At 34.6% G+C, this 22,860-nt stretch carries 16 protein-coding genes, 4 tRNA genes and 2 pseudogenes; 3 read left to right on the top strand and 19 right to left on the bottom strand.

All coding sequences use genetic code 11. From position 1 onward, the window contains the following. The first annotated feature begins 104 nt into the window (after positions 1-104). Positions 105-1,544: an alpha-amylase gene (locus QE431_RS04085; RefSeq protein WP_307292874.1), complete on the top strand. Its 1,440-nt coding sequence runs from the start codon at positions 105-107 to the stop codon at positions 1,542-1,544. Positions 1,545-1,689: 145 nt separating this feature from the next. Further along, positions 1,690-3,283 (top strand): annotated as a pseudogene (locus QE431_RS04080) (peptide chain release factor 3). Positions 3,284-3,573: 290 nt separating this feature from the next. Here QE431_RS04080 and QE431_RS04075 read toward each other — a convergent pair. From QE431_RS04075 to QE431_RS03985, 19 genes and pseudogenes are all read right to left on the bottom strand, one after another. Beyond that, the gene (locus QE431_RS04075) at positions 3,574-3,885 is read right to left on the bottom strand and encodes a DUF3467 domain-containing protein (protein ID WP_012024017.1); all 312 of its coding nucleotides are present in this window, start codon (positions 3,883-3,885) and stop codon (positions 3,574-3,576) included. 10 nt (positions 3,886-3,895) lie between these two features. Continuing rightward, positions 3,896-8,203: a DNA-directed RNA polymerase subunit beta' gene (rpoC, locus tag QE431_RS04070; protein ID WP_057117051.1), complete on the bottom strand. Its 4,308-nt coding sequence runs from the start codon at positions 8,201-8,203 to the stop codon at positions 3,896-3,898. Between the two features lie 258 nt (positions 8,204-8,461). Then, positions 8,462-12,274 (bottom strand): DNA-directed RNA polymerase subunit beta, encoded by a 3,813-nt coding sequence (gene rpoB / locus QE431_RS04065; RefSeq protein WP_057117052.1) that lies wholly within the window; start codon positions 12,272-12,274, stop codon positions 8,462-8,464. A gap of 263 nt (positions 12,275-12,537) precedes the next feature. Continuing rightward, a pseudogene (gene rplL, locus QE431_RS04060) lies at positions 12,538-12,910 on the bottom strand (50S ribosomal protein L7/L12). An 89-nt stretch (positions 12,911-12,999) separates the two neighbouring features. Beyond that, on the bottom strand, positions 13,000-13,503 hold the full coding sequence (gene rplJ / locus QE431_RS04055) for a 50S ribosomal protein L10 (RefSeq protein WP_057117054.1): 504 nt from the start codon (positions 13,501-13,503) through the stop codon (positions 13,000-13,002). A 22-nt stretch (positions 13,504-13,525) separates the two neighbouring features. Next, complete coding sequence (gene rplA / locus QE431_RS04050; protein WP_057117055.1) at positions 13,526-14,215, bottom strand: 50S ribosomal protein L1; 690 nt, start codon at positions 14,213-14,215, stop codon at positions 13,526-13,528. Between the two features lie 13 nt (positions 14,216-14,228). Then, the gene (gene rplK / locus QE431_RS04045; RefSeq protein ID WP_057117056.1) at positions 14,229-14,666 is read right to left on the bottom strand and encodes a 50S ribosomal protein L11; all 438 of its coding nucleotides are present in this window, start codon (positions 14,664-14,666) and stop codon (positions 14,229-14,231) included. Positions 14,667-14,732: 66 nt separating this feature from the next. Further along, the gene (gene nusG, locus QE431_RS04040) at positions 14,733-15,284 is read right to left on the bottom strand and encodes a transcription termination/antitermination protein NusG (protein ID WP_057117057.1); all 552 of its coding nucleotides are present in this window, start codon (positions 15,282-15,284) and stop codon (positions 14,733-14,735) included. 10 nt (positions 15,285-15,294) lie between these two features. Further along, positions 15,295-15,492 (bottom strand): preprotein translocase subunit SecE, encoded by a 198-nt coding sequence (gene secE / locus QE431_RS04035; RefSeq protein WP_008466927.1) that lies wholly within the window; start codon positions 15,490-15,492, stop codon positions 15,295-15,297. A 19-nt stretch (positions 15,493-15,511) separates the two neighbouring features. Then, positions 15,512-15,582: transfer RNA gene (locus QE431_RS04030), tRNA-Trp, on the bottom strand. Between the two features lie 59 nt (positions 15,583-15,641). After that, positions 15,642-16,829 (bottom strand): elongation factor Tu, encoded by a 1,188-nt coding sequence (tuf, locus tag QE431_RS04025; protein WP_057117058.1) that lies wholly within the window; start codon positions 16,827-16,829, stop codon positions 15,642-15,644. Positions 16,830-16,884: 55 nt separating this feature from the next. Then, positions 16,885-16,956, bottom strand: a tRNA-Thr gene (locus tag QE431_RS04020). Between the two features lie 80 nt (positions 16,957-17,036). Then, positions 17,037-17,117: transfer RNA gene (locus QE431_RS04015), tRNA-Tyr, on the bottom strand. 61 nt (positions 17,118-17,178) lie between these two features. After that, positions 17,179-17,252, bottom strand: a tRNA-Thr gene (locus QE431_RS04010). A 90-nt stretch (positions 17,253-17,342) separates the two neighbouring features. Then, complete coding sequence (hpf, locus tag QE431_RS04005; RefSeq protein ID WP_057117059.1) at positions 17,343-17,645, bottom strand: ribosome hibernation-promoting factor, HPF/YfiA family; 303 nt, start codon at positions 17,643-17,645, stop codon at positions 17,343-17,345. Between the two features lie 33 nt (positions 17,646-17,678). Beyond that, the gene (locus QE431_RS04000) at positions 17,679-18,572 is read right to left on the bottom strand and encodes a tyrosine-type recombinase/integrase (protein WP_307292817.1); all 894 of its coding nucleotides are present in this window, start codon (positions 18,570-18,572) and stop codon (positions 17,679-17,681) included. A 96-nt stretch (positions 18,573-18,668) separates the two neighbouring features. Then, positions 18,669-18,863, bottom strand: a complete 195-nt coding sequence (rpsU, locus tag QE431_RS03995) for a 30S ribosomal protein S21 (RefSeq protein WP_026730435.1) — start codon at positions 18,861-18,863, stop codon at positions 18,669-18,671. A gap of 205 nt (positions 18,864-19,068) precedes the next feature. Next, positions 19,069-20,211, bottom strand: coding sequence for an acyl-CoA dehydrogenase family protein (locus QE431_RS03990; protein WP_307292808.1), 1,143 nt, complete (start codon positions 20,209-20,211; stop codon positions 19,069-19,071). A gap of 13 nt (positions 20,212-20,224) precedes the next feature. Further along, the gene (locus QE431_RS03985) at positions 20,225-21,115 is read right to left on the bottom strand and encodes a helix-hairpin-helix domain-containing protein (RefSeq protein WP_307292805.1); all 891 of its coding nucleotides are present in this window, start codon (positions 21,113-21,115) and stop codon (positions 20,225-20,227) included. A gap of 273 nt (positions 21,116-21,388) precedes the next feature. Between QE431_RS03985 and QE431_RS03980 the strand changes: the two genes are divergently transcribed. Further along, positions 21,389-22,855 carry an APC family permease gene (locus QE431_RS03980; RefSeq protein ID WP_057117062.1) on the top strand — a complete coding sequence of 489 codons (1,467 nt, stop codon included), beginning with the start codon at positions 21,389-21,391 and terminating at the stop codon, positions 22,853-22,855. Positions 22,856-22,860: the final 5 nt, after the last annotated feature.

Here is a 22,860-nt window from a genome sequence, read left to right as displayed (position 1 = left end):
GATGCGTAATTAGTAATTTATCACATATAAAAATAACAATATCTTCTTTTTATAGCCTTTAAATTAAATAATTGCAATAACTATTTAACTAAACCCTATCTATTATGAAAAAACCTTTTTTAAAGTTGTGCCTTATTACAGCTGTTACGGGATTGCTGTATTCCTGTTCACAAAATGAAACCAACGAAATTGATTCAAAGGCTGAAAGCCAGCAATTCAAAATTATTGATGTTACGCATCACGATGGAAAACCTTTTAGCACAGGAACTTCAAGTTCATCCACAGGTAAATATGTAGACAACCCAGGAGGCGGCGTAATGATGCAAGCCTTCTATTGGGATGTTCCTTCAGGCGGAAACTGGTGGAATACTGTAAGCTCAAAAGTAACCGCGTGGTCAAATGCCGGAATTGGTTCTATTTGGCTTCCACCTGCTTCTAAAGCTCAAAACGGAGCTTTTTCTATGGGTTATGATCCAACAGATTATTTTGACTTTGGAGATTACAATCAAAATGGAAGTACAGAAACTAGATTTGGATCCAAAACCGAATTGGTTAGTTTGATAACTGCTGCTCATACTGAAAACATGAAAGTATATGCCGATATTGTAATTAATCATAACAGTGGAGGCCAGTCAGAAGCTAATCCTTTTACTGGAACAAATACTTGGACCAACTTTACTGGAATTGCCTCTGGAAAATTCAAGCGTACATATAATGATTTTTATAAAAACAGTTACGGGAATAATGATGAAGGTGCCTTTGGAGGGTTTCCAGATTTATGTCACGCTGCACCAAATGTTCAAGACTGGCTTTGGCTGAGAGCTGATGGAGTTGGTAAATATTACAAGAACACTATGAAGTTTGACGGCTGGAGATTTGACTACGTTAAAGGATTTGGTCCTTGGGTTGTAAATGCTTGGAATGCAAATGTAGGCGGATTTTCTGTTGGTGAATATTGGGATTCTAATGTAAATACTCTTGAATGGTGGGCTAATAATGCGAATAGCTCTGTATTTGATTTTGCCTGCTATTACAAAATGAATGATGCCTTTGATGGAAATAATCTTGCGCTGCTAAATGATGATATGATGTGGAAACGTAATCCATACAAAGCTGTAACTTTTGTGACTAATCATGATACAGATGAAATATGGAGCAAATTATTGGCTTATTCTTATATATTAACACACGAAGGTTATCCAACAATTTTCTACAGAGATTATGAAGAATGGCTGGACAAAAACAAATTAAATAATTTGATTTGGATTCATAATAATAAAGCAACTGGAACAACGTCTATTTTATATTCTGATAATGATGAATATGTAGCGAGAAGAAATGGTTACAATGGAAATCCTGGATTGGTTGTTTATATTAATAATTCTGATGTCTGGCAGGAAAGATGGGTTCAGACCAATTGGGCCAATACACAAATTAAAGATTTCACCGGAAATTCGACTTGGTATCCAACAACCCAAGCCGATAAATGGGTAAAAATACAATGTCCTCCAAAAGGATATTCAATTTGGTCAATTAATCAGTAATTTAAAATGACTATTGTAAGGCTGTTTTATAACAGCCTTATTTTTTTCTTTTAGACTCGAAAGAGAAAAACTGTTCCAATTTAAGAAGTGAATATTTTTATTAAGCGGTAATTAATAGTATTTTTGCAACCTATTTATACGAAATATGAGCTTTTTAAAAGAAATACAACGCAGAAGAACATTTGGAATTATATCGCATCCCGATGCTGGTAAAACAACATTAACAGAAAAATTACTGTTATTTGGAGGTGCAATTCAGGAAGGCAGGAGCTGTAAAGAATAACAAAATAAAAAAAGGAGCAACGAGTGACTTTATGGAAATCGAACGCCAAAGAGGTATTTCGGTTTCGACTTCTGTACTTGCTTTTAATTATAAAGACAAAAAAATCAATATCCTTGATACGCCAGGACACAAGGATTTTGCCGAAGATACATTTAGAACTTTAACCGCAGTTGACAGCGTAATTGTGGTTATTGACGTTGCAAAAGGGGTTGAGGAACAAACAGAAAAATTAGTTGCTGTTTGTAGAATGCGTAACATTCCAATGATTGTTTTCATCAATAAATTAGATCGTGAAGGTAAAGATGCTTTTGATTTGATGGATGAAGTGGAGCAAAAATTGGGTTTGACTGTTACGCCTTTAAGTTTCCCTATCGGAATGGGTTATGATTTCCAAGGAATTTATAATTTATGGGAAGAAAACATCAATCTTTTTAGTGGAGACAGCCGAAAAAATATTGAAGAAACAATTGCTTTTTCTGATGTTCAAAATAATCCAGAACTAGATAAAATTGTTGGTCAAAAAGCTGCTGAAAAACTTCGTGAGGAATTAGAATTGATTGATGAAGTGTATCCAAAATTTGAGCGTCAGGATTATCTTGACGGAAAAATCCAGCCTGTATTTTTTGGATCTGCTTTGAATAATTTTGGAGTTCGTGAATTGCTGGATTGTTTCGTTACAATCGCTCCATCACCAAGACCAAAAGATTCAGAAACTCGCTTGGTTGATCCAACCGAAGAAAAAATGTCTGGTTTTGTATTTAAAATACATGCTAACATGGATCCTAAACACCGTGACCGTTTAGCTTTTATTAAAATTGTTTCCGGAACTTTCGAAAGAAACAAACCTTACTACCATGTCCGCCAGAAGAAAAATTTGAAATTCTCTAGTCCAAATGCCTTTTTTGCTGAGAAAAAAGAAATCGTTGATATTTCTTATCCAGGAGATATTGTTGGTTTACATGATACAGGAAACTTTAAAATTGGTGATACTTTGACAGAGGGCGAAGTGATGAGCTTTAAAGGAATTCCGAGTTTCTCTCCAGAGCACTTTAGATATATCAATAACGCTGATCCGATGAAAGCGAAACAATTGGACAAAGGTGTTGACCAATTAATGGACGAAGGTGTTGCTCAGTTATTTACTTTAGAAATGAATAACCGTAAAGTAATTGGAACTGTTGGAGCGCTTCAATATGAAGTTATTCAATATCGTCTAGAGCATGAATACGGTGCAAAATGTACTTATGAGAACTTCCCTGTTCATAAAGCGTGCTGGGTAAAGCCAGATGATGCAAAGAATGAAGAGTTCAAAGAATTTAAACGAATCAAACAAAAATTCCTTGCACATGATAAATATGGCCAATTGGTATTTTTAGCCGATTCAGACTTTACCATTCAAATGACTCAAAGTAAATATCCAAGTGTGAAATTATACTTTACATCAGAATTTGATTAATTCTATTGGAAAGAAAAAAATATAAAAGGCTGTCTAATAAATTTTAGACAGCCTTTTTTATTTGCAATAAAAAAAGCGCTAATATTAAAATTAGCGCTTTTCTTTAATTTGAATTAAATCAACCTTACTAAGTCATTATATTTCAAAAATAATCTTTCATACAAGCTACCAAATTACTCTAATACAATTATTTAAAGAAATTTAATCGACTAAAGGAGATTAAATCAGATAAAATGCATTTAATCCTATTTATAATAAAAAAGCCCCATTAAAAAATGGGGCTTTAAAATTTATGCTTGTCCCGCAGGACCAAAATTAAGCGGTATTGGTGCTTGTTCTGTCTCTTTGATTTCGCCATGGGCTGCTTCAAATCGATGGATGTTTTCACCTATTGCTCTTAATAATCTTTTAGCATGTTGTGGTGTCAAAACAATTCTTGACTTTACCTTGGCTTTAGGAATACCGGGCATAATGCTCACAAAATCTAAAACAAACTCTGACGATGAGTGATTAATAATCGCAAGATTAGAATAAATTCCTTCTGCAATAGTTTCGTCTAACTCAATATTAATTTGCTCTTGTTGTTGTTTCGGATTACTCATAGTTTCCTAATTAATAAATGTATTCTTCTTTATTAGCCATCATTTCGTTGTAATCGTCTTTAGATCCTACGATAGTGTTATCGTATTCTCTCATACCAGTTCCCGCAGGAATTCTGTGTCCAACAATTACATTTTCTTTTAATCCTTCTAAATCATCTACTTTACCAGCTACAGCAGCTTCGTTAAGTACTTTTGTTGTTTCTTGGAAAGAAGCAGCAGAGATGAATGATTTAGTTTGTAACGAAGCTCTTGTAATACCTTGAAGAACTGGCGTTGCAGTTGCAGTAATTACGTCTCTTGCTACAACAAGATTTCTATCATTTCGTTTCAACAATGAATTTTCATCACGTAATTCACGAGGTGTAATGATCTGACCTGGTTTCAATACTGAAGAATCTCCAGCATCTTCAACTACTTTCATACCATATAATTTATCGTTTTGAACGATGAAATCTTTAGTATGAATTAATTGATCCTCTAAGAATAAAGTATCACCTGGATCCTGAACTCTTACTTTACGCATCATTTGACGAATAACTACCTCAAAGTGCTTGTCATTAATTTTTACCCCTTGTAAACGGTATACCTCTTGAATTTCATTTACCAAGTACTGTTGAACAGCCGCTGGACCTTGAATTCTTAAGATGTCATCTGGTGTAATTGCACCATCAGACAATGGAACTCCCGCTCTTACGAAGTCATTTTCTTGTACTAAGATTTGGCTAGAAAGTTTAACTAAATACTTTTTAATTTCACCAAATTTAGACTCGATAACGATCTCACGGTTACCTCTTTTAATTTTTCCGAAAGATACAACACCATCAATTTCAGACACAACTGCTGGGTTTGAAGGGTTACGAGCCTCAAGCAACTCAGTAATTCTTGGTAAACCTCCCGTGATATCGCCTGCTTTAGAAGAACGACGAGGGATTTTTACTAATACTTTACCTGCTTTAATTTTCTCACCATTTTCAACCATTAAGTGTGCACCTACTGGTAAGTTGTAAGAACGAATCAATTCTCCTTCTTTACCGTAAACCAATAAAGTTGGGATTAATTTTTTATTTCTAGCCTCAGAAATTACTTTTTCTTGGAAACCAGTCTGCTCATCAATCTCAACCATGAACGATTGACCTTGTTCTAAATCTTCGTAAGCAATCTTACCAGTAAATTCAGAAACAATTACACCGTTATATGGATCCCATTTACAGATTACAGTTCCTTTTGCGACAGTATCACCATCATTTACAAAAATACTAGAACCGTAAGGAATATTATGTGTATTTAAAACTATTCCAGTTTTCTCATCAACTAATTTTAATTCAGTTGAACGTGAAACTACGATATCAACAGAGTTTCCTTCTCCGTCTTCTCCTTTAACTGTTTTTAAATCTTCAATTTCAAGTCTACCGTTAAATCTTGTAATAATACTAGATTCTTCAGAAATACCTCCAGCAACCCCTCCAACGTGGAACGTACGAAGTGTTAACTGTGTACCTGGCTCTCCAATAGACTGAGCTGCAATAACTCCGACAGCTTCACCTCTTTGTGTCATCTTACCAGTAGCTAAGTTTCTACCGTAACATTTAGCACAAATTCCTTTTAAAGCTTCACATGTTAATGGAGATCTAACTTCTACTTTTTCAATTGGAGAAGCTTCGATAGTTCTCATAATTGATTCCGTAATTTGCTCTCCAGATTTAACCATTACTTCATTAGTAAGAGGATTAATAACATCTTGCAATGCAACACGTCCTAAGATTCTCTCACCTAAAGATTCAACGATTTCCTCATTTTTCTTCAATGCAGCAACTTCAACACCTCTAAGAGTTCCACAATCTTCGATGTTAACAATAACATCTTGAGAAACGTCATGAAGCCTTCTTGTTAAGTAACCAGCATCGGCCGTTTTAAGAGCCGTATCCGCAAGACCTTTACGAGCACCGTGAGTAGAAATAAAATACTCAAGGATCGAAAGACCTTCCTTAAAGTTAGAAAGAATCGGGTTTTCAATAATCTCACCACCACCAGCAGTAGATTTTTTAGGCTTAGCCATCAAACCACGCATACCAGTTAACTGACGAATCTGTTCCTTAGAACCCCTCGCCCCAGAGTCAAGCATCATATATACAGAGTTGAAACCTTGCTGGTCTTCTCTAATATTTTTCATTGCTAATTCTGTTAACTGAGCATTTGCTGAAGTCCATACGTCAATAACTTGGTTGTAACGCTCGTTATTTGTAATAAGACCCATGTTATAGTTAGTTGAGATACCTTCAACTTGCTCTCTAGCATCTGCAATTAACTTAGTTTTTTGTTCTGGGATTCTAATATCACCTAAAGAGAATGATAAACCTCCTCTAAATGCGAATTTATAACCCATATCTTTCATATTATCCAAGAAAGCTGCTGTAGTAGGTACATCAGTCACACTTAAAATGTGTCCGATAATATCTCTAAGGTTTTTCTTAGTTAATACGTCATTGATATATCCAGCTGCTTCAGGTACTACTTCGTTAAATAATACACGTCCTGCAGTTGTTTGGATAATTTGGTACACTAATTCTCCAGCTTCATTAAAATCTTTTGCTCTAATTTTCACACGAGCATTCAATTCTAATCTTCCTTCGTTTAATGCAATGTTTACTTCTTCAGCAGAATAGAAAGTCAAATCTTGACCTAAAATTTTGTGATCTTCTGTAGAAATACGCTCTTTGGTCATATAATATAGACCCAAGACCATGTCCTGAGAAGGTACAGTAATAGGCGCACCATTTGCAGGGTTCAAGATATTATGAGAAGCCAACATTAATAATTGAGCCTCTAAAATAGCCTCTGGTCCTAATGGTAAGTGAACCGCCATCTGGTCACCATCGAAATCGGCGTTGAAAGCCGTACATACTAATGGGTGTAATTGGATCGCTTTTCCTTCAATCAATTTTGGCTGAAAAGCTTGAATACCAAGTCTGTGCAAAGTAGGAGCACGGTTAAGTAATACTGGGTGTCCTTTAATTACATTTTCAAGGATATCCCAAACTACTGGCTCTTTTTTGTCAATGATTTTCTTTGCAGATTTTACCGTTTTTACAATACCTCTTTCGATCAATTTACGGATAACGAAAGGCTTGTATAATTCAGATGCCATATCTTTTGGCAATCCGCACTCATATAATTTTAACTCTGGACCAACAACAATTACCGAACGAGCAGAATAATCCACACGCTTTCCTAAAAGGTTTTGACGGAAACGTCCTTGCTTACCTTTTAATGAGTCAGATAATGATTTTAGTGGTCTATTAGATTCTGTTTTAACAGCAGAAGCTTTACGTGTGTTGTCAAATAATGAATCTACAGATTCTTGTAACATACGTTTCTCGTTTCTTAAGATAACTTCTGGAGCTTTAATCTCCATTAATCTTTTCAAACGGTTGTTACGGATGATTACACGACGATATAAATCGTTCAAATCTGAAGTTGCAAAACGACCTCCATCAAGTGGCACAAGTGGACGTAATTCCGGCGGGATAACTGGAACCACTTTCATAATCATCCATTCTGGACGGTTTTCGCGGTTTTCGTTAGACTCACGGAAAGACTCAACAACTTGTAATCTTTTTAAAGCTTCAGTTTTACGTTGTTTAGATGTTTCGTTGTTAGCGCTGTGTCTTAATTCATAAGATAAAGCATCTAAATCAATACGAGCTAATAAATCCATGATACACTCTGCTCCCATTTTGGCAACAAATTTGTTTGGATCTAAATCATCTAAATATTGGTTTTCTTGTGGAAGAGTATCTAAAATATTTAAATATTCCTCTTCAGTTAAGAAATCTAATCTTTGTAAAGATTCTCCATCTGCATTTTTAGCAATACCAGCTTGGATTACTACGTATCTTTCGTAGTAAATGATCATGTCTAATTTCTTAGATGGAAGACCAAGGATATAACCAATTTTATTTGGAAGAGAACGGAAATACCAAATGTGAGCAATTGGCACAACAAGGTTGATGTGTCCTACTCTATCACGACGTACTTTTTTCTCAGTAACTTCAACACCACAACGGTCACAGATGATACCTTTGTAACGAATTCTTTTATATTTACCACAAGCACACTCAAAATCCTTAACAGGTCCGAAGATTCTTTCGCAGAAAAGTCCGTCACGCTCAGGCTTGTGCGTTCTATAGTTGATAGTTTCTGGCTTTAAAACCTCTCCTCTTGATTCTTTCAAGATAGATTCTGGTGAAGCCAATCCAATTGAGATTTTATTAAATCTTTTAACTGGATTTTTATCTTTATTGTTTCTGTTATTCATCATAGTTTTTACTATTGATTTATTTGCAATTAAAAAATTGATTTTAGATTTATAATCTACTCTTTTAGAAAAAAGAGTTAATCATTCAGCTACTACCTCGGGTTACTTCTCTAAACCTCAGAATTAAATTTGAAGTGCTAGTTATAAAATGCCTCGCATTTTTATAAAAAATCGGAACGGTTTACGGGTATAAATCTTTAAAAACTTTATAAATGAGTAATCAGTCCCATTAAAAAATGAGACTGATTACAAAACTTTTTTTTATTCTTCTAAACGAATGTCTAGTCCTAGACCTTTCAATTCGTGCATCAATACATTGAATGATTCTGGTAAACCTGGTTCTGGCATAGATTCTCCTTTAACGATAGCCTCGTAAGTTTTAGCTCTACCAATAACGTCATCAGACTTAACAGTTAAGATCTCACGTAATGTGCTTGAAGCTCCATAAGCCTCAAGTGCCCAAACCTCCATCTCTCCAAAACGCTGACCTCCAAATTGAGCCTTACCTCCAAGTGGCTGCTGCGTAATCAATGAGTATGGTCCGATAGAACGTGCGTGCATCTTATCATCAACCATGTGTCCTAATTTAAGCATGTAAATTACACCCACAGTTGCTTTTTGTGCAAAACGCTCTCCAGTTCCACCATCATAAAGGTATGTATGTCCAAAACGTGGTACGTTAGCCTCATCAGTCAAAGCATTGATTTCGTCAAGAGAAGCACCGTCAAAAATTGGAGTAGCAAATTTTCTACCCAAGTTCATACCAGCCCATCCAAGAACAGTTTCATAAATCTGACCAATGTTCATACGTGAAGGTACCCCAAGTGGATTCAATACGATATCTACCGGTGTTCCATCTTCTAAGAAAGGCATATCTTCATGACGAACGATTCTAGCAACAATACCTTTGTTACCGTGACGACCCGCCATTTTATCCCCTACTTTCAATTTACGTTTCTTAGCAATATAAATCTTAGCTAATTTCAAGATTCCAGATGGTAATTCGTCTCCAACTGTAATAGTGAATTTTTCTCTTCTTAAAGATCCTTGTAAGTCGTTCAGCTTAATTTTATAGTTATGAATTAAATCATTAACCATTTTATTTGTAGCGTCATCAGCAACCCATTGGCCTTTGCTTAAGTGAGCAAAATCTTCTACTGCGTAAAGCATTTTTTGAGTATATTTTTTACCTTTTGGTAAAACTTCTTCACCCAAATCATTCATTACACCTTGAGATGTTTTTCCGTTAACAATCAAGAATAATTTTTCAACTAATCTGTCTTTTAATTCAACAAATTTAGTTTCAAACTCCATTTCTAAAGCGCCTAAAGCATCTTTATCTTGAGTACGTTTACGTTTATCTTTTACGGCTCTTGCAAATAATTTTTTGTCAAGAACTACACCATGTAAAGATGGAGAAGCTTTTAATGAAGCATCTTTTACATCACCTGCTTTATCCCCGAAGATTGCACGAAGCAATTTCTCCTCTGGAGTAGGATCTGATTCTCCTTTTGGTGTAATTTTTCCGATAAGAATGTCGCCAGGTTTAACCTCTGCTCCAATTCTAATCATACCGTTTTCATCTAAATCTTTAGTAGCTTCTTCAGAAACGTTAGGAATATCGTTTGTTAACTCTTCGTTTCCTAACTTAGTATCTCTAACCTCTAATGAATAATCATCAACGTGGATAGAAGTAAAAATATCATCACGAACTACTTTTTCAGAAATTACAATCGCATCCTCGAAGTTATACCCTTTCCATGGCATGAACGCAACTTTTAAGTTTCTACCTAAAGCTAATTCTCCATTTTGAGTAGCATATCCTTCAGACAATACTTGTCCAGGAACAACTCTATCACCTTTTCTTACGATAGGTTTCAAGTTGATACTTGTACCTTGATTGGTTTTTCTAAATTTAATTAAGTTGTAAGTTTTCTCATCAGCATCAAAACTAACCATTCTCTCATCTTCAGTACGATCGTATTTAATAGTAATGATATTAGCATCAACATACTCAACAGTACCATGCCCTTCAGCATTGATTAATACTCTTGAATCTGAAGCTACTTGACGCTCTAAACCTGTACCAACAATCGGCGCTTCAGGACGGATCAAAGGAACTGCCTGACGCATCATGTTTGATCCCATCAACGCACGGTTAGCATCATCATGCTCCAAGAAAGGAATTAAAGATGCAGAAATCGATGCAATTTGGTTAGGAGCAACGTCTGTATAATGTACTGATGTTGGTTCAACAACTGGGAAGTCACCTTCCTCACGAGCAATAACATTGCTAGCTGTAATTTTACCAGAAGCATCCATTTCAATGTTTGCCTGAGCAATCATTTTTCCTTCTTCTTCTTCAGCACTTAAATAAATAGGTGTACTTTCTAAATCAACTACACCATCAGTAACTTTACGGTAAGGAGTCTCAATAAATCCCATTCCGTTTACTTTTGCATAAACACCAAGAGATGAAATCAAACCAATGTTTGGTCCCTCAGGAGTTTCAATCGGACATAAACGACCATAGTGAGTATAGTGAACGTCACGAACCTCGAAACCAGCTCTCTCTCTCGAAAGTCCACCTGGTCCAAGTGCAGAAAGTCTTCTTTTGTGTGTAATCTCAGCTAATGGATTCGTTTGATCCATAAATTGAGATAACTGGTTAGTACCAAAGAAAGAGTTGATAACTGATGATAATGTTTTAGCATTAATCAAATCAATTGGTGTAAACACCTCGTTATCTCTAACGTTCATTCTCTCACGAATAGTTCTAGCCATACGTGCTAAACCTACACCGAATTGTTGAGACAATTGTTCACCAACTGTTCTAACACGACGGTTTGATAAGTGATCGATATCATCAATCTCTGCTTTAGAGTTAATTAATTCGATCAAATATTTTACGATTGTAATGATATCTTCTTTAGTAAGCACTTGCTTATCCATTGGGATATCTAAATCTAATTTTTTGTTCATTCTGTAACGACCTACTTCACCTAAGTTGTAACGTTGGTCAGAGAAGAACAATTTATCTATAATACCACGAGCAGTTTCCTCATCAGGCGGTTCAGCGTTACGCAACTGACGGTAAATGTGCTCTACAGCTTCTTTTTCAGAGTTTGTTGGATCTTTTTGTAACGTATTGTGGATAATAGCATAATCTGCTTGGTTATTATCCTCCTTGTGTAACAAGATAGATTTAACGTTAGAATCGATGATCTCTTCTACATTATCTTTGTCGATAATAGTATCACGATCAAGGATGATTTCATTACGTTCGATAGAAACTACCTCTCCAGTATCTTCATCAACGAAATCCTCGTGCCATGTATTCAAAACACGCGCAGCAAGTCTTCTTCCAATATATTTTTTAATTCCTGTTTTAGAAACTTTAATTTCTTCAGCTAAGTCGAAAATTTCAAGGATATCCTTATCTCTTTCGAATCCAATTGCACGGAATAAAGTTGTTACAGGTAATTTTTTCTTTCTATCGATATAAGCGTACATTACACTATTGATATCTGTAGAAAATTCTATCCAAGAACCTTTAAAAGGAATTACTCTGGCAGAATATAGTTTTGTTCCATTTGCGTGGAATGATTGTCCAAAGAAAACCCCAGGAGAACGGTGTAATTGAGATACTACTACACGCTCGGCACCATTAATAACAAAGGTACCACTTGGAGTCATATAAGGAATTGTACCTAGATAAACATCTTGTACAATTGTTTCAAAATCTTCGTGTTCTGGGTCTGTACAGTATAGTTTCAACCTAGCTTTTAAAGGCACACTATAAGTAAGACCTCTCTCTATACATTCTTGAATTGTATAACGTGGTGGATCAACAAAATAATCTAGGAACTCCAATACAAAGTTGTTTCTTGTATCTGTGATTGGAAAGTTTTCCATGAAGGTGTTGTATAACCCTTCGTTGCCTCTTTCGTCAGATTTCGTTTCTAATTGAAAGAAATCTTTAAAAGATTTAACCTGAACATCTAAGAAATCTGGATAGTCAGGAATATTTTTTGTAGAGGCAAAATTCAATCTTTCAGTCTGATTTGTTATCATCAATGGACAAAATTTTGATTAAAAAAAAGTAATTTTTGTGTAAACACACACTGTTTAATCTATACTTTCTTATTATAATCAATACATCTTTAAAAATAAACTGTAAAAAAGAGTTCAATTTTTTGTCTTCGTATTGATCAAAAACTTTTTCGTATTTTAAACTATTTGATAATAAAACTTGATCTATTTTATTATACGAAAAATGGTTTAGACCCTTGGATGATTCCATCCAAGGTCTAAACCTAGTTCTAAACTGCGTTTTGTTATTTTAACTCAACAACAGCTCCAGCTTCTTCTAATGCTTTTTTAAGACCTTCAGCCTCTTCTTTAGAAACACCTTCTTTAACGTTACTTGGAGCACCGTCAACTACATCTTTAGCTTCTTTAAGACCTAAACCTGTAAGTTCTTTAACTAATTTTACAACAGCTAATTTAGAAGCTCCAGCTTCTTTTAATACAACTGTAAATTCAGTTTGTGCTTCTTCAGCAGCACCTTCTCCACCACCAGCAGCAACTACTACAGCTGCAGCAGCACGGCTCGATACCATACTCGTCTTTTAATATTGTTGCTAATTCGTTAACTTCTTTAACTGTTAAGTTAACTAATTGTTCTGCGAATTGTTTCAAATCTGCCATTTTTTCTATCGTTTAAAATGATTTGTAAAATTATATTTTGTTTATTGTGCGCTATTTAAGCTGTAAGAGAAATTCTCTTACAATAATTATTATGCTTCAGCTTCTTCTTCGCTACCAGCGAATTTGTTTTGTAAAGCAGAAATAATTCTTTGAGCTGGAGATTGTAACAATCCAATAAGCTCTCCAAGAAGTTCTTCTTTAGATTTAATAGTTGCTAATGCATCTAATTGATTATCTCCAATATAAACTTCATTATTGATGAAAGCACCTTTTAAGACTGGTTTATCAGATTTCTTACGGAAATCTTTGATGATTTTTCCAGGAGCATTAGCTACATCAGAAATGAATATAGCACTATTACCAGTCAATACTGAAGGTAAATCACCATAATCATTAGCAGAAGCTTCCATTGCTTTTGCAAGCAAAGTGTTCTTAACAACTTCTAATTTGATTCCTGCTTTAAAACAAGCTCTACGTAAGTTTGAAGTTGTTTCTGCGTTTAATCCAGAAATATCAGATACATAAATGATATTTGTACCAGCTAACTGCGCAGTTAAATTTTCAATCGCGATTGATTTTTCTTCTCTAGTCATACTAAAAATTTTTAACTACCAATTATACTGCTTTAGGATCCAATGCAATAGCTGGACTCATAGTGCTTGTAAGGTGAATACCTTTAATGTATGTACCTTTAGCAGCAGTTGGTTTAAGTTTTATTAATGTTTGAATAATTTCGTGTGCGTTGTCAACAATTTGCTCAGCTCCAAAAGAAACTTTACCAATTCCTGCGTGAACGATACCAGTTTTGTCAACTTTAAAGTCAATTTTACCAGCTTTAACCTCTTGAACAGCTTTAGCAACATCCATAGTTACTGTACCTGTTTTAGGGTTTGGCATTAAACCTCTAGGTCCTAAAATACGACCTAATGGACCTAATTTACCCATAACAGCAGGCATAGTAATGATCACATCAACATCTGTCCAACCGTCTTTAATTTTTTGTAAATAATCGTCAAGACCTACATAATCAGCCCCAGCTTCTTTAGCTTCCGCTTCTTTATCTGGAGTAACCAATGCTAATACTTTAACGTCTTTACCTGTTCCGTGAGGTAATGTAACCACACCTCTAACCATTTGATTCGCTTTTCTTGGATCTACACCCAAACGAACTGCGATATCAACAGACTCATCAAATTTTGCAGAAGCAACTACTTTTATTAATGCAGCTGCATCTTTAAGAGAATATAGTTTGTTCTTTTCAATTTTTGAAGCAGCCTCTTTTTGCTTTTTTGTTAATTTTGCCATGTCTTTTTCTTAATTAAAAAGGAGCGTCTCCTGATACAGTTATACCCATAGATCTAGCTGTTCCAGCAACCATACTCATTGCAGCTTCCACAGTGAAAGCGTTTAAGTCTGGCATTTTGTCTTCAGCAATAGTTCTAATTTGTTCCCAAGTAACGCTAGCTACTTTTTTACGATTAGGCTCACCAGAACCAGATTTTAGCTTTGCAGCTTCCATTAACTGAACCGCTGCTGGAGGAGTCTTAACAACAAAATCAAATGATTTGTCTTTGTACACAGTGATTTGCACTGGACAAATTTTGCCAGGTTTATCTTGAGTTCTAGCATTAAATTGCTTACAAAACTCCATGATATTAACCCCAGCAGCTCCTAAAGCAGGTCCAACCGGTGGCGACGGGTTCGCAGCACCTCCCTTAACTTGTAGTTTAACTACCTTACTAATTTCTTTAGCCATTTTTAAAAAATTTAACACTGTAATCAATGGAAGCGATTACAATGGTTATTATAGTGTAACAAAAAATTATACTTTTTCTACTTGCATAAAGCTTAATTCTAATGGTGTTTTTCTTCCGAAAATCTTAACCATAACCTCAAGTTTACGCTTCTCTTCATTGATTTTTTCAACAGAACCATTAAATCCGTTAAAAGGACCATCAATAACCTTAACAGTCTCGCCAACACTAAATGGTATAGATCTTGTATCTGTATTTACAGCCAATTCATCTACCTTACCTAACATACGGTTAACTTCAGAAAGTCTCAAAGGAACAGGTTCCCCGCCTTTAGTCTCTCCTAAAAAACCAATAACACTAGTAATTGACTTAATAATATGAGGTATCTCACCAACCAAGTTGGCTTCGATCATAACATATCCAGGAAAATAAACTTTATCCTTAGACATTTTCTTTCCCTCTTTTACAGTAACTACTTTTTCTGTAGGCACTAAAACCTGGGAAACATAATCACCCATACCTAATCTGGCAATTTCAGTTTCGATATAAGCTTTGACTTTGTTTTCTTGTCCGCTTACAGCTCTAACTACATACCATTTTTTCACATTATTATCTGCCATCACAAAAAAATTATCCTTTTAACCAGTTAAAAAATCCAGCCAAAGCTTTTGCAAAAAATTCATCTACTCCCCATGTTGCCAAAGCGAATAAGATAGAAAATACAGCCACAACAATTGTCAATTTTTGAACTTCAGCCCAAGCTGGCCAAGTAACATTTGACTTTAACTCTTCGAAAGCCTCTGATAAATAATTAGTAACTTTTGTCATTTGATATATTTTTTTATTGCACGGGCGGAGGGATTCGAACCCCCATCAACGGTTTTGGAGACCGCTATTCTACCCTTGAACTACGCCCGTAATTAAAAGCCAGTGACCTCATTTAAGAAAGTCAACTGGCTTTTTAATATTTATAGAAATTATTCTAAAATTTCAGTAACCTGACCAGCACCTACTGTTCTACCACCTTCACGGATAGCAAAACGTAAACCTACGTTCATTGCGATTGGGCTTAATAAAGCAACCTCAATTGTCAAGTTATCACCCGGCATTACCATCTCTACACCTGCTGGTAAAGAAATAACTCCTGTTACGTCAGTTGTACGTACGTAGAACTGTGGACGGTAGTTATTGTGGAATGGAGTGTGACGTCCACCTTCTTCTTTTTTCAAGATATAAACCTCAGCTTTGAATTTAGCGTGTGGTTTTACTGAACCTGGCTTAATAATAACCATACCTCTTTTGATATCAGCTTTATCAATACCTCTTAACAATAAACCTACGTTATCTCCAGCTTCTCCTCTATCAAGGATTTTACGGAACATCTCAACTCCTGTAATAGTAGAAGTTAATTTTTCAGCTCCCATACCAATGATTTCAACAGGATCTCCTGTATTAGCAATACCAGTTTCGATACGACCTGTAGCAACAGTTCCACGACCTGTAATTGTAAATACGTCCTCTACTGGCATCAAGAATGGTTTAGCTACGTCACGTACTGGCTCTTCGATCCAAGCATCAACAGCATCCATCAATTCTAAAATTTTAGGAACCCATGCAGCATCATTATTCAATCCTCCTAAAGCAGAACCTTGAATAACTGGACCATTATCTCCATCATATTCGTAGAAAGATAATAAATCTCTAATTTCCATCTCAACAAGCTCTAACAACTCAGCATCATCAACCATATCCACTTTGTTCATGAAAACAACGATTCTTGGAATACCAACCTGACGACCTAAAAGGATGTGCTCACGAGTTTGTGGCATTGGACCATCTGTAGCAGCAACTACTAAGATAGCTCCGTCCATTTGAGCTGCTCCAGTAACCATGTTCTTTACGTAATCCGCGTGACCTGGACAGTCAACGTGAGCGTAGTGACGGTTAGCTGTTTCATACTCTACGTGTGATGTATTAATAGTAATACCTCTTTCTTTCTCCTCTGGAGCGTTATCGATTTGATCAAACGATTTTGCTTGACAGTAACCAGCATCTGACAATACTTTAGTAATTGCAGCAGTTAATGTAGTTTTTCCGTGATCCACGTGTCCAATTGTACCTATGTTTAAGTGCGGTTTGGAACGATTAAAATTCTCCTTTGCCATTTTACTTAATTTTTAATCTTAGTTATATATTAATTTTCAATTTCCTACTTACTTGAGCCAATGTCGGGATTTGAACCCGAGACCTCTTCCTTACCAAGGAAGCACTCTACCCCTGAGCTACACCGGCAGAGAGTTCTGATTTTAGATTCCGAATTTAGATTTCAGATTTTCAAAATCTAAAACCCAAAATCTCACCTTCTTTTTTTGTGGGGAGAGCAGGATTCGAACCTGCGAAGTTCACACAGCAGATTTACAGTCTGCCCTCGTTGGCCGCTTGAGTATCTCCCCTAATTTTTTAATTCCATTATTTTAAGAACGAATTTCAAATCGCATTTGAAACTTTTTTTTGAGCCGATAGAGGGACTCGAACCCACGACCTGCTGATTACAAATCAGCTGCTCTAGCCAGCTGAGCTACATCGGCGAATGCATTAAAAAAGTCCGCTATTTCTAACGGACTGCAAATGTAGGTATTTTATCTTTTAATCAAAACATTTTTTAAAAAAAATTTCAATTAAATATGTGCTCTTATTTTTTCTTTCCTTTTTACAAGCAAACGTTCTAAAGATTCTGCAGAAAGCTCAACCGCCTCCTCAAATGTCTTACACTGTTTTTTTACCAAAAAATCATCACCAGGAACATTAATCTTTATCTCTACCACCTTATTTTCTTTATCACTTGTTCTTTCAACTTTTAAAAAAACATCTGAAGAAACCACTCGATCGTAGTATTTTTCCAACTTATCCATTCTTTCCTGAATAAAATCGACCAATTTTCTGTCGACAGTAAAATTAACTGCATGAACATCTACCTTCATAATACAAATTTTAGGATTTAACATTTAGAATTATCACTTATTTCTAGGATGCGCACCTTTATATACTTTTTTAAGCTCCGCCAAACTATTATGAGTATAAACTTGTGTAGACGCCAAACTAGAATGCCCTAATAATTCTTTAACTGAATTCAAATCTGCCCCATTATTCAATAAGTGAGTTGCAAAAGTATGACGAAGCACATGCGGACTTTTCTTCACCTTTTCTGAGACCCTACTAAAGTATGAATTTATTAATCGATAAACAAAAGATTCACTCAATTTTAACCCTTTTTTCGAAATAAAAAAATAGTCCGAATCCACAATATTATCCAAACCATCTCTCTCCTTTATATAAGAATCAATTTGATCTACTATAATTGGTAAAATAGGAATAATACGTTCTTTATTTCTTTTTCCTAAAACTTTTATAACACCAGCCGAACGATCAACATTTTTAATCATTAAATGAATTAATTCAGCACGACGCATTCCTGTAACATAAAACATTTCAACAATAAGCTTATCACGAACTTCTTCAAAACCTACCGGGACTTCAATTTGACTTAATAAATCCTTCAATTCTTTTTCAGAAAAAGGAACCTGAACAACTTTTGGCGTTTTTAAAGCCTTATGTTTCAACATCGGATTAATCTCAATCTGTTTTGTTTTTAAAAGGAATTTATAAAATGCTTTTAAAGAAGCCATCTTTCTATTAACAGAAACATTAGAAATATTTTGATCAACCAAAAAAACAATCCAGCTCCTAACCTGACTATAATTTACAGCATCAATATTATCCTGATCAAAAGATTCAACAACAAAAGACTCAAAAGAAACAATATCATTTAGATATGCCCCAACCGTATGAGGAGAATATTTTTTCTCTAACAAAAGATAATCCCTAAAAGCTTCTTTATTTGTTTTCATCAAAATTGAATCTAAAAATTAAGCACAAAAAAAACCGTTAGCATCAAAATTAAAACATTTTGACCACTAACGGTAATTATTTTTGAAAAGCTAATACTAACTTTCTAAACTATCTTTCAAGCCTTGGATGTAAGCAGCTTTTTGAATTTGAGCTCTTTTGATAACAGAAGGCTTAATAAAAGCAGTACGTGCTCTTAATTGACGAACAGTTCCTGTTTTATCAAATTTTCTTTTATAGCGCTTTAATGCTCTATCGATATTTTCTCCGTCTTTAATTGGTATAATTAACATAATATAGACACCTCCTCTCGTTAAGGCTGCAAATGTAAATATTAATTATGAATTATGAGTTATAAATTACGAATTATTTTTAAAAAGAGAGAAAAGATGATAGAACAAGAAAATAGACATATTATTCTTTATTCTTTATTCTTTATTCTTTATTCTTTATTCTTTATTCTTTATTCTTTATTCTTTATTCTTTATTCTTTATTCTTTATTCTTTCAGTAAATTTCTTGAAATAACTAATTTTTGAATTTCAGTTGTTCCTTCTCCTATAGTACATAATTTCGAATCTCTATAAAATTTTTCTACAGGAAAATCTTTTGTATAGCCATATCCTCCATGAATCTGAACTGCATCATTCGCTATTTTAACACAAGCTTCTGAAGCATACATCTTTGCCATAGCTCCGGATGTAGTTACTGGTTTATGCTGTTGTTTTAAGAAAGCTGCTTTGTGCAGTAATAACTCCGAAGCTTCAATCTCAGTTGCCATGTCTGCCAATTTAAAAGAAATACCTTGAAAGTTACTTATCGGCTGACCAAACTGATGTCTTTCTTTTGAATATTTTAATGCTGCTTCATAAGCTCCTTTTGCTATTCCTAAAGATAAAGCTCCGATGGAAATTCTTCCACCATCCAAGATTTTCATAGCCTGAACAAAACCTTGTCCTACTTCTCCTAATCTATTTTCATCCGGTACTCGGCAATTATCAAAAACTAACTCTGCAGTTTCGCTTGCTCGCATTCCTAATTTATTTTCTTTTTTTCCTGACGAAAAACCAGCCATCCCTTTTTCAAAAACAAAAGCGGTCATCCCTTTAGAATCACCTTTTTCTCCAGTACGTACTATAACAACTGCTATGTCGCCAGAAATTGCATGAGTTATGAAATTTTTTGCTCCATTTACAATCCAATGATCTCCGTCTCTAACGGCTGTTGTATTCATTCCTCCTGCATCAGAACCTGTATTATGTTCTGTTAATCCCCATGCTCCTATATATTCTGCCGTAGCTAATTTTGGAAGCCATTTTTTCTTTTGTTCTTCATTTCCGAAGGTTAAAATGTGGTTAGTACATAAGGAATTATGTGCCGCAACTGATAATCCTATTGAAGGATCTACTTTTGAAATTTCTTCAATTACAGTAACATATTCGTGATACCCCAAACCTGAACCACCATATTCTTCGGGTACTAGAACTCCCATAAAGCCCATTTCGCCAAGTTGTTTGAACAATGGGATTGGAAAAATCTGCGCTTCATCCCATTCCATTATATAAGGTCTTATATTTTTTTCAGCAAAGTCTTTTATCGACTGCGCTATCATCTGCTGTGTTTCGTTGTAATCAAAATTCATTAGTTACTTTCTTTTAGAACTCCAAATATAAACTAATTATTTTTGCTTTTTCAACAGGAAAATCTTTAATTTTTGCTAAATCCTCAATATTATTAAAATTTCCATTCATGCTTCTGTACGTGACAATCTGTTTTGCCAGTGTATATCTGAAATATGGAAACTGGGATAATTCTTTTAAAGAAGCATTATTTACATCTATTTTTTTTATAGTTGAGGGAATAACAACTTTAAAATGGCTCTTTAGCTCAGTTATAACTTCTGGCGAAAGCCCCCAAACTTCTTGCATTTGGTCCATTGACACAAAACATCCTAGAATTTCTTTCTGCTTTAGTATTCTAGACGATAAGCCTTCTCCAATTCCATAAATTTTTATTAGATCTTCTTGTGTTGCTTTATTGATATCTAATACTTCAAACTTCTCAACTTTTTTTGAAAAGCTCTTCGCAGTATATTCTGTTTTTTCTGTTTTGAAACGTGTTTTATTTTGAACCCAATCTGGAAATTTAAATAAAGGAGAAATCTTATTTAATAATGAATCTGAAACTCCCGTAACCTTTTGAAATTCTTCTGCTGAATTTACATATTTATTTTCTTTACGAAATGCTATCAGGCGATCAATTTGTTCAACTGACATTCCAAGTTTATATCCTTTATAATCCGAAATAAAATTTGGATTAAATAGATAATTTACTGGCTTACTATTTTGTTTAATAGATTTTTGTTCATCAATATCTGATTGATAAGCCATCCATTCTTCTTTATTAGGGCTTTTGGTTTCTGAAGTACTAAAATCTGAAAACAAGTAGAATAATTGCAATGATATTATAATTATAAACAGGATAAAGATTCCTGTTCGTTGATGCTTTGTAAAATGCAAATACTTATTTAAATGTGTTAAATTCATAAACAAAAAAGAGTTTCAAATTTATTTAAAATTAAAAATCAGAAAAATCTTTCAAATTTATTAAGAAAATTAGTAAGAAAATAGTTTTTAAAAAAATTATCAAATCTGCTACAAAAGAGCAATTAATTTAATGAATATCAATACTTAAAGAAGCATCCTTGAGAGTCCTTTAAAAAAATTCAATAATTTATAACTTAAAACATGATATTTGTTTTTATTTTTTACAAAAAACAATACATTTGGAGCTTAATAACAATAAACCAATATAATAGTATGTCAATTTGGAGAGTTAAACCAATATCTGCCTTTGAGGCCGATATAAAAAAAAGTAATTTAAAGAGAGTCCTTGGAAAATGGAGTCTTACTGCGATTGGAGTTGGTGCCATTATCGGTGGAGGAATTTTTGTACTTACCGGTACTGGAGCTTATTATCATGCAGGTCCAGCATTAGCTGTTTCGTTTATTATTGCAGGTATTGCCTGCGTTTTTGCAGCTCTTTGCTATTCTGAATTTGCGTCAATTTTACCTGTAGAGGGATCTGCTTATGCATATGCTTATGGTACAATTGGTGAAATTTTTGCCTGGATAATTGGCTGGGGGCTTATTCTCGAATATGCAATGGGATCTATGACGGTCGCCGTTTCCTGGTCGGGATATTTTAATAAATTGCTCAAAATGTTTCACATCAAACTTCCTGACTGGCTTACAACAGATCCAGCAAGCTACACTGGAGAAGGTTTCTCTATGAATCTTCCAGCTTTTTTGATCGTTATTCTAGTTATTTCACTACTTATTAAAGGAACAAAAAGTGCTGCTAAAGCAAATAATGCAATTGTTATTCTTAAAGTTTCTGCCGTAATCTTTGTAATCATTGCAGGTCTTTTCTTTATTAATACTGCAAACTGGCACCCATTTATTCCTGAAGCTACTCAAATTGTTGAAAAAGAAACTACTCATAATGCTTACGGAATTGGAGGTATTGTTTCTGGAGCTGCGGCGATTTTCTTTGCTTATGTTGGTTTTGATGCTGTTTCTACGCAGGCTGGAGAAGCTATCAATCCTAAAAAAGATGTTCCGTTTGCGATCATTGCTTCTTTATTAATCTGTACAACTTTATATATTCTTGTTTCTTTAGTTTTAACAGGGATGATGAATTATCAAGATTTTAATCCGCTAGGAAAATATCCAGAAGCTATTAAAGCACCAGTTGCTTATGCTTTTGATATCGCCGGACAAGGCTGGGCTGGTTTTATTATTACTGTTGCTGCTACTATCGGTTTAGTTTCTGTATTGATGGTAATGATTATGGGTCAATCTAGAATTTTCCTTGGAATGTCTAAAGATGGTTTAATTCCAGCTGTTTTTTCTAAAGTAAATCCTCTTTCTGGAACACCAAAAACTAATTTAATGATTTTAGGAGGTATTATTGCCACAGTTGCTGCATTTACACCAATTAATAAATTAGCAGATATGACAAGTTTTGGTACTTTATTTGCCTTTACAATGGTTTGTATCGCTGTTTGGATTTTAAGAGTTAAACAACCTGAATTAAACAGAACTTTTAAAGTTCCTGCTTTACCTGTTATCGCAGTATTAGGAATCTCAATTAATACTTACCTAATTATCAATTTGAGTTTAGATGCTCAATTATTATCATTAGGATGGCTTGTTATTGGTATTCTAGTTTACTTTGGATACAGTAAGAAAAGATCGAAACTTAACAACGGAATCGAAGAATAAAAAAT

Origin of the sequence: Flavobacterium sp. SORGH_AS_0622, assembly GCF_030818825.1 — a bacterium.
Lineage (GTDB): Bacteria > Bacteroidota > Bacteroidia > Flavobacteriales > Flavobacteriaceae > Flavobacterium.
This window is presented reverse-complemented; position numbering and strand designations above follow the sequence as displayed.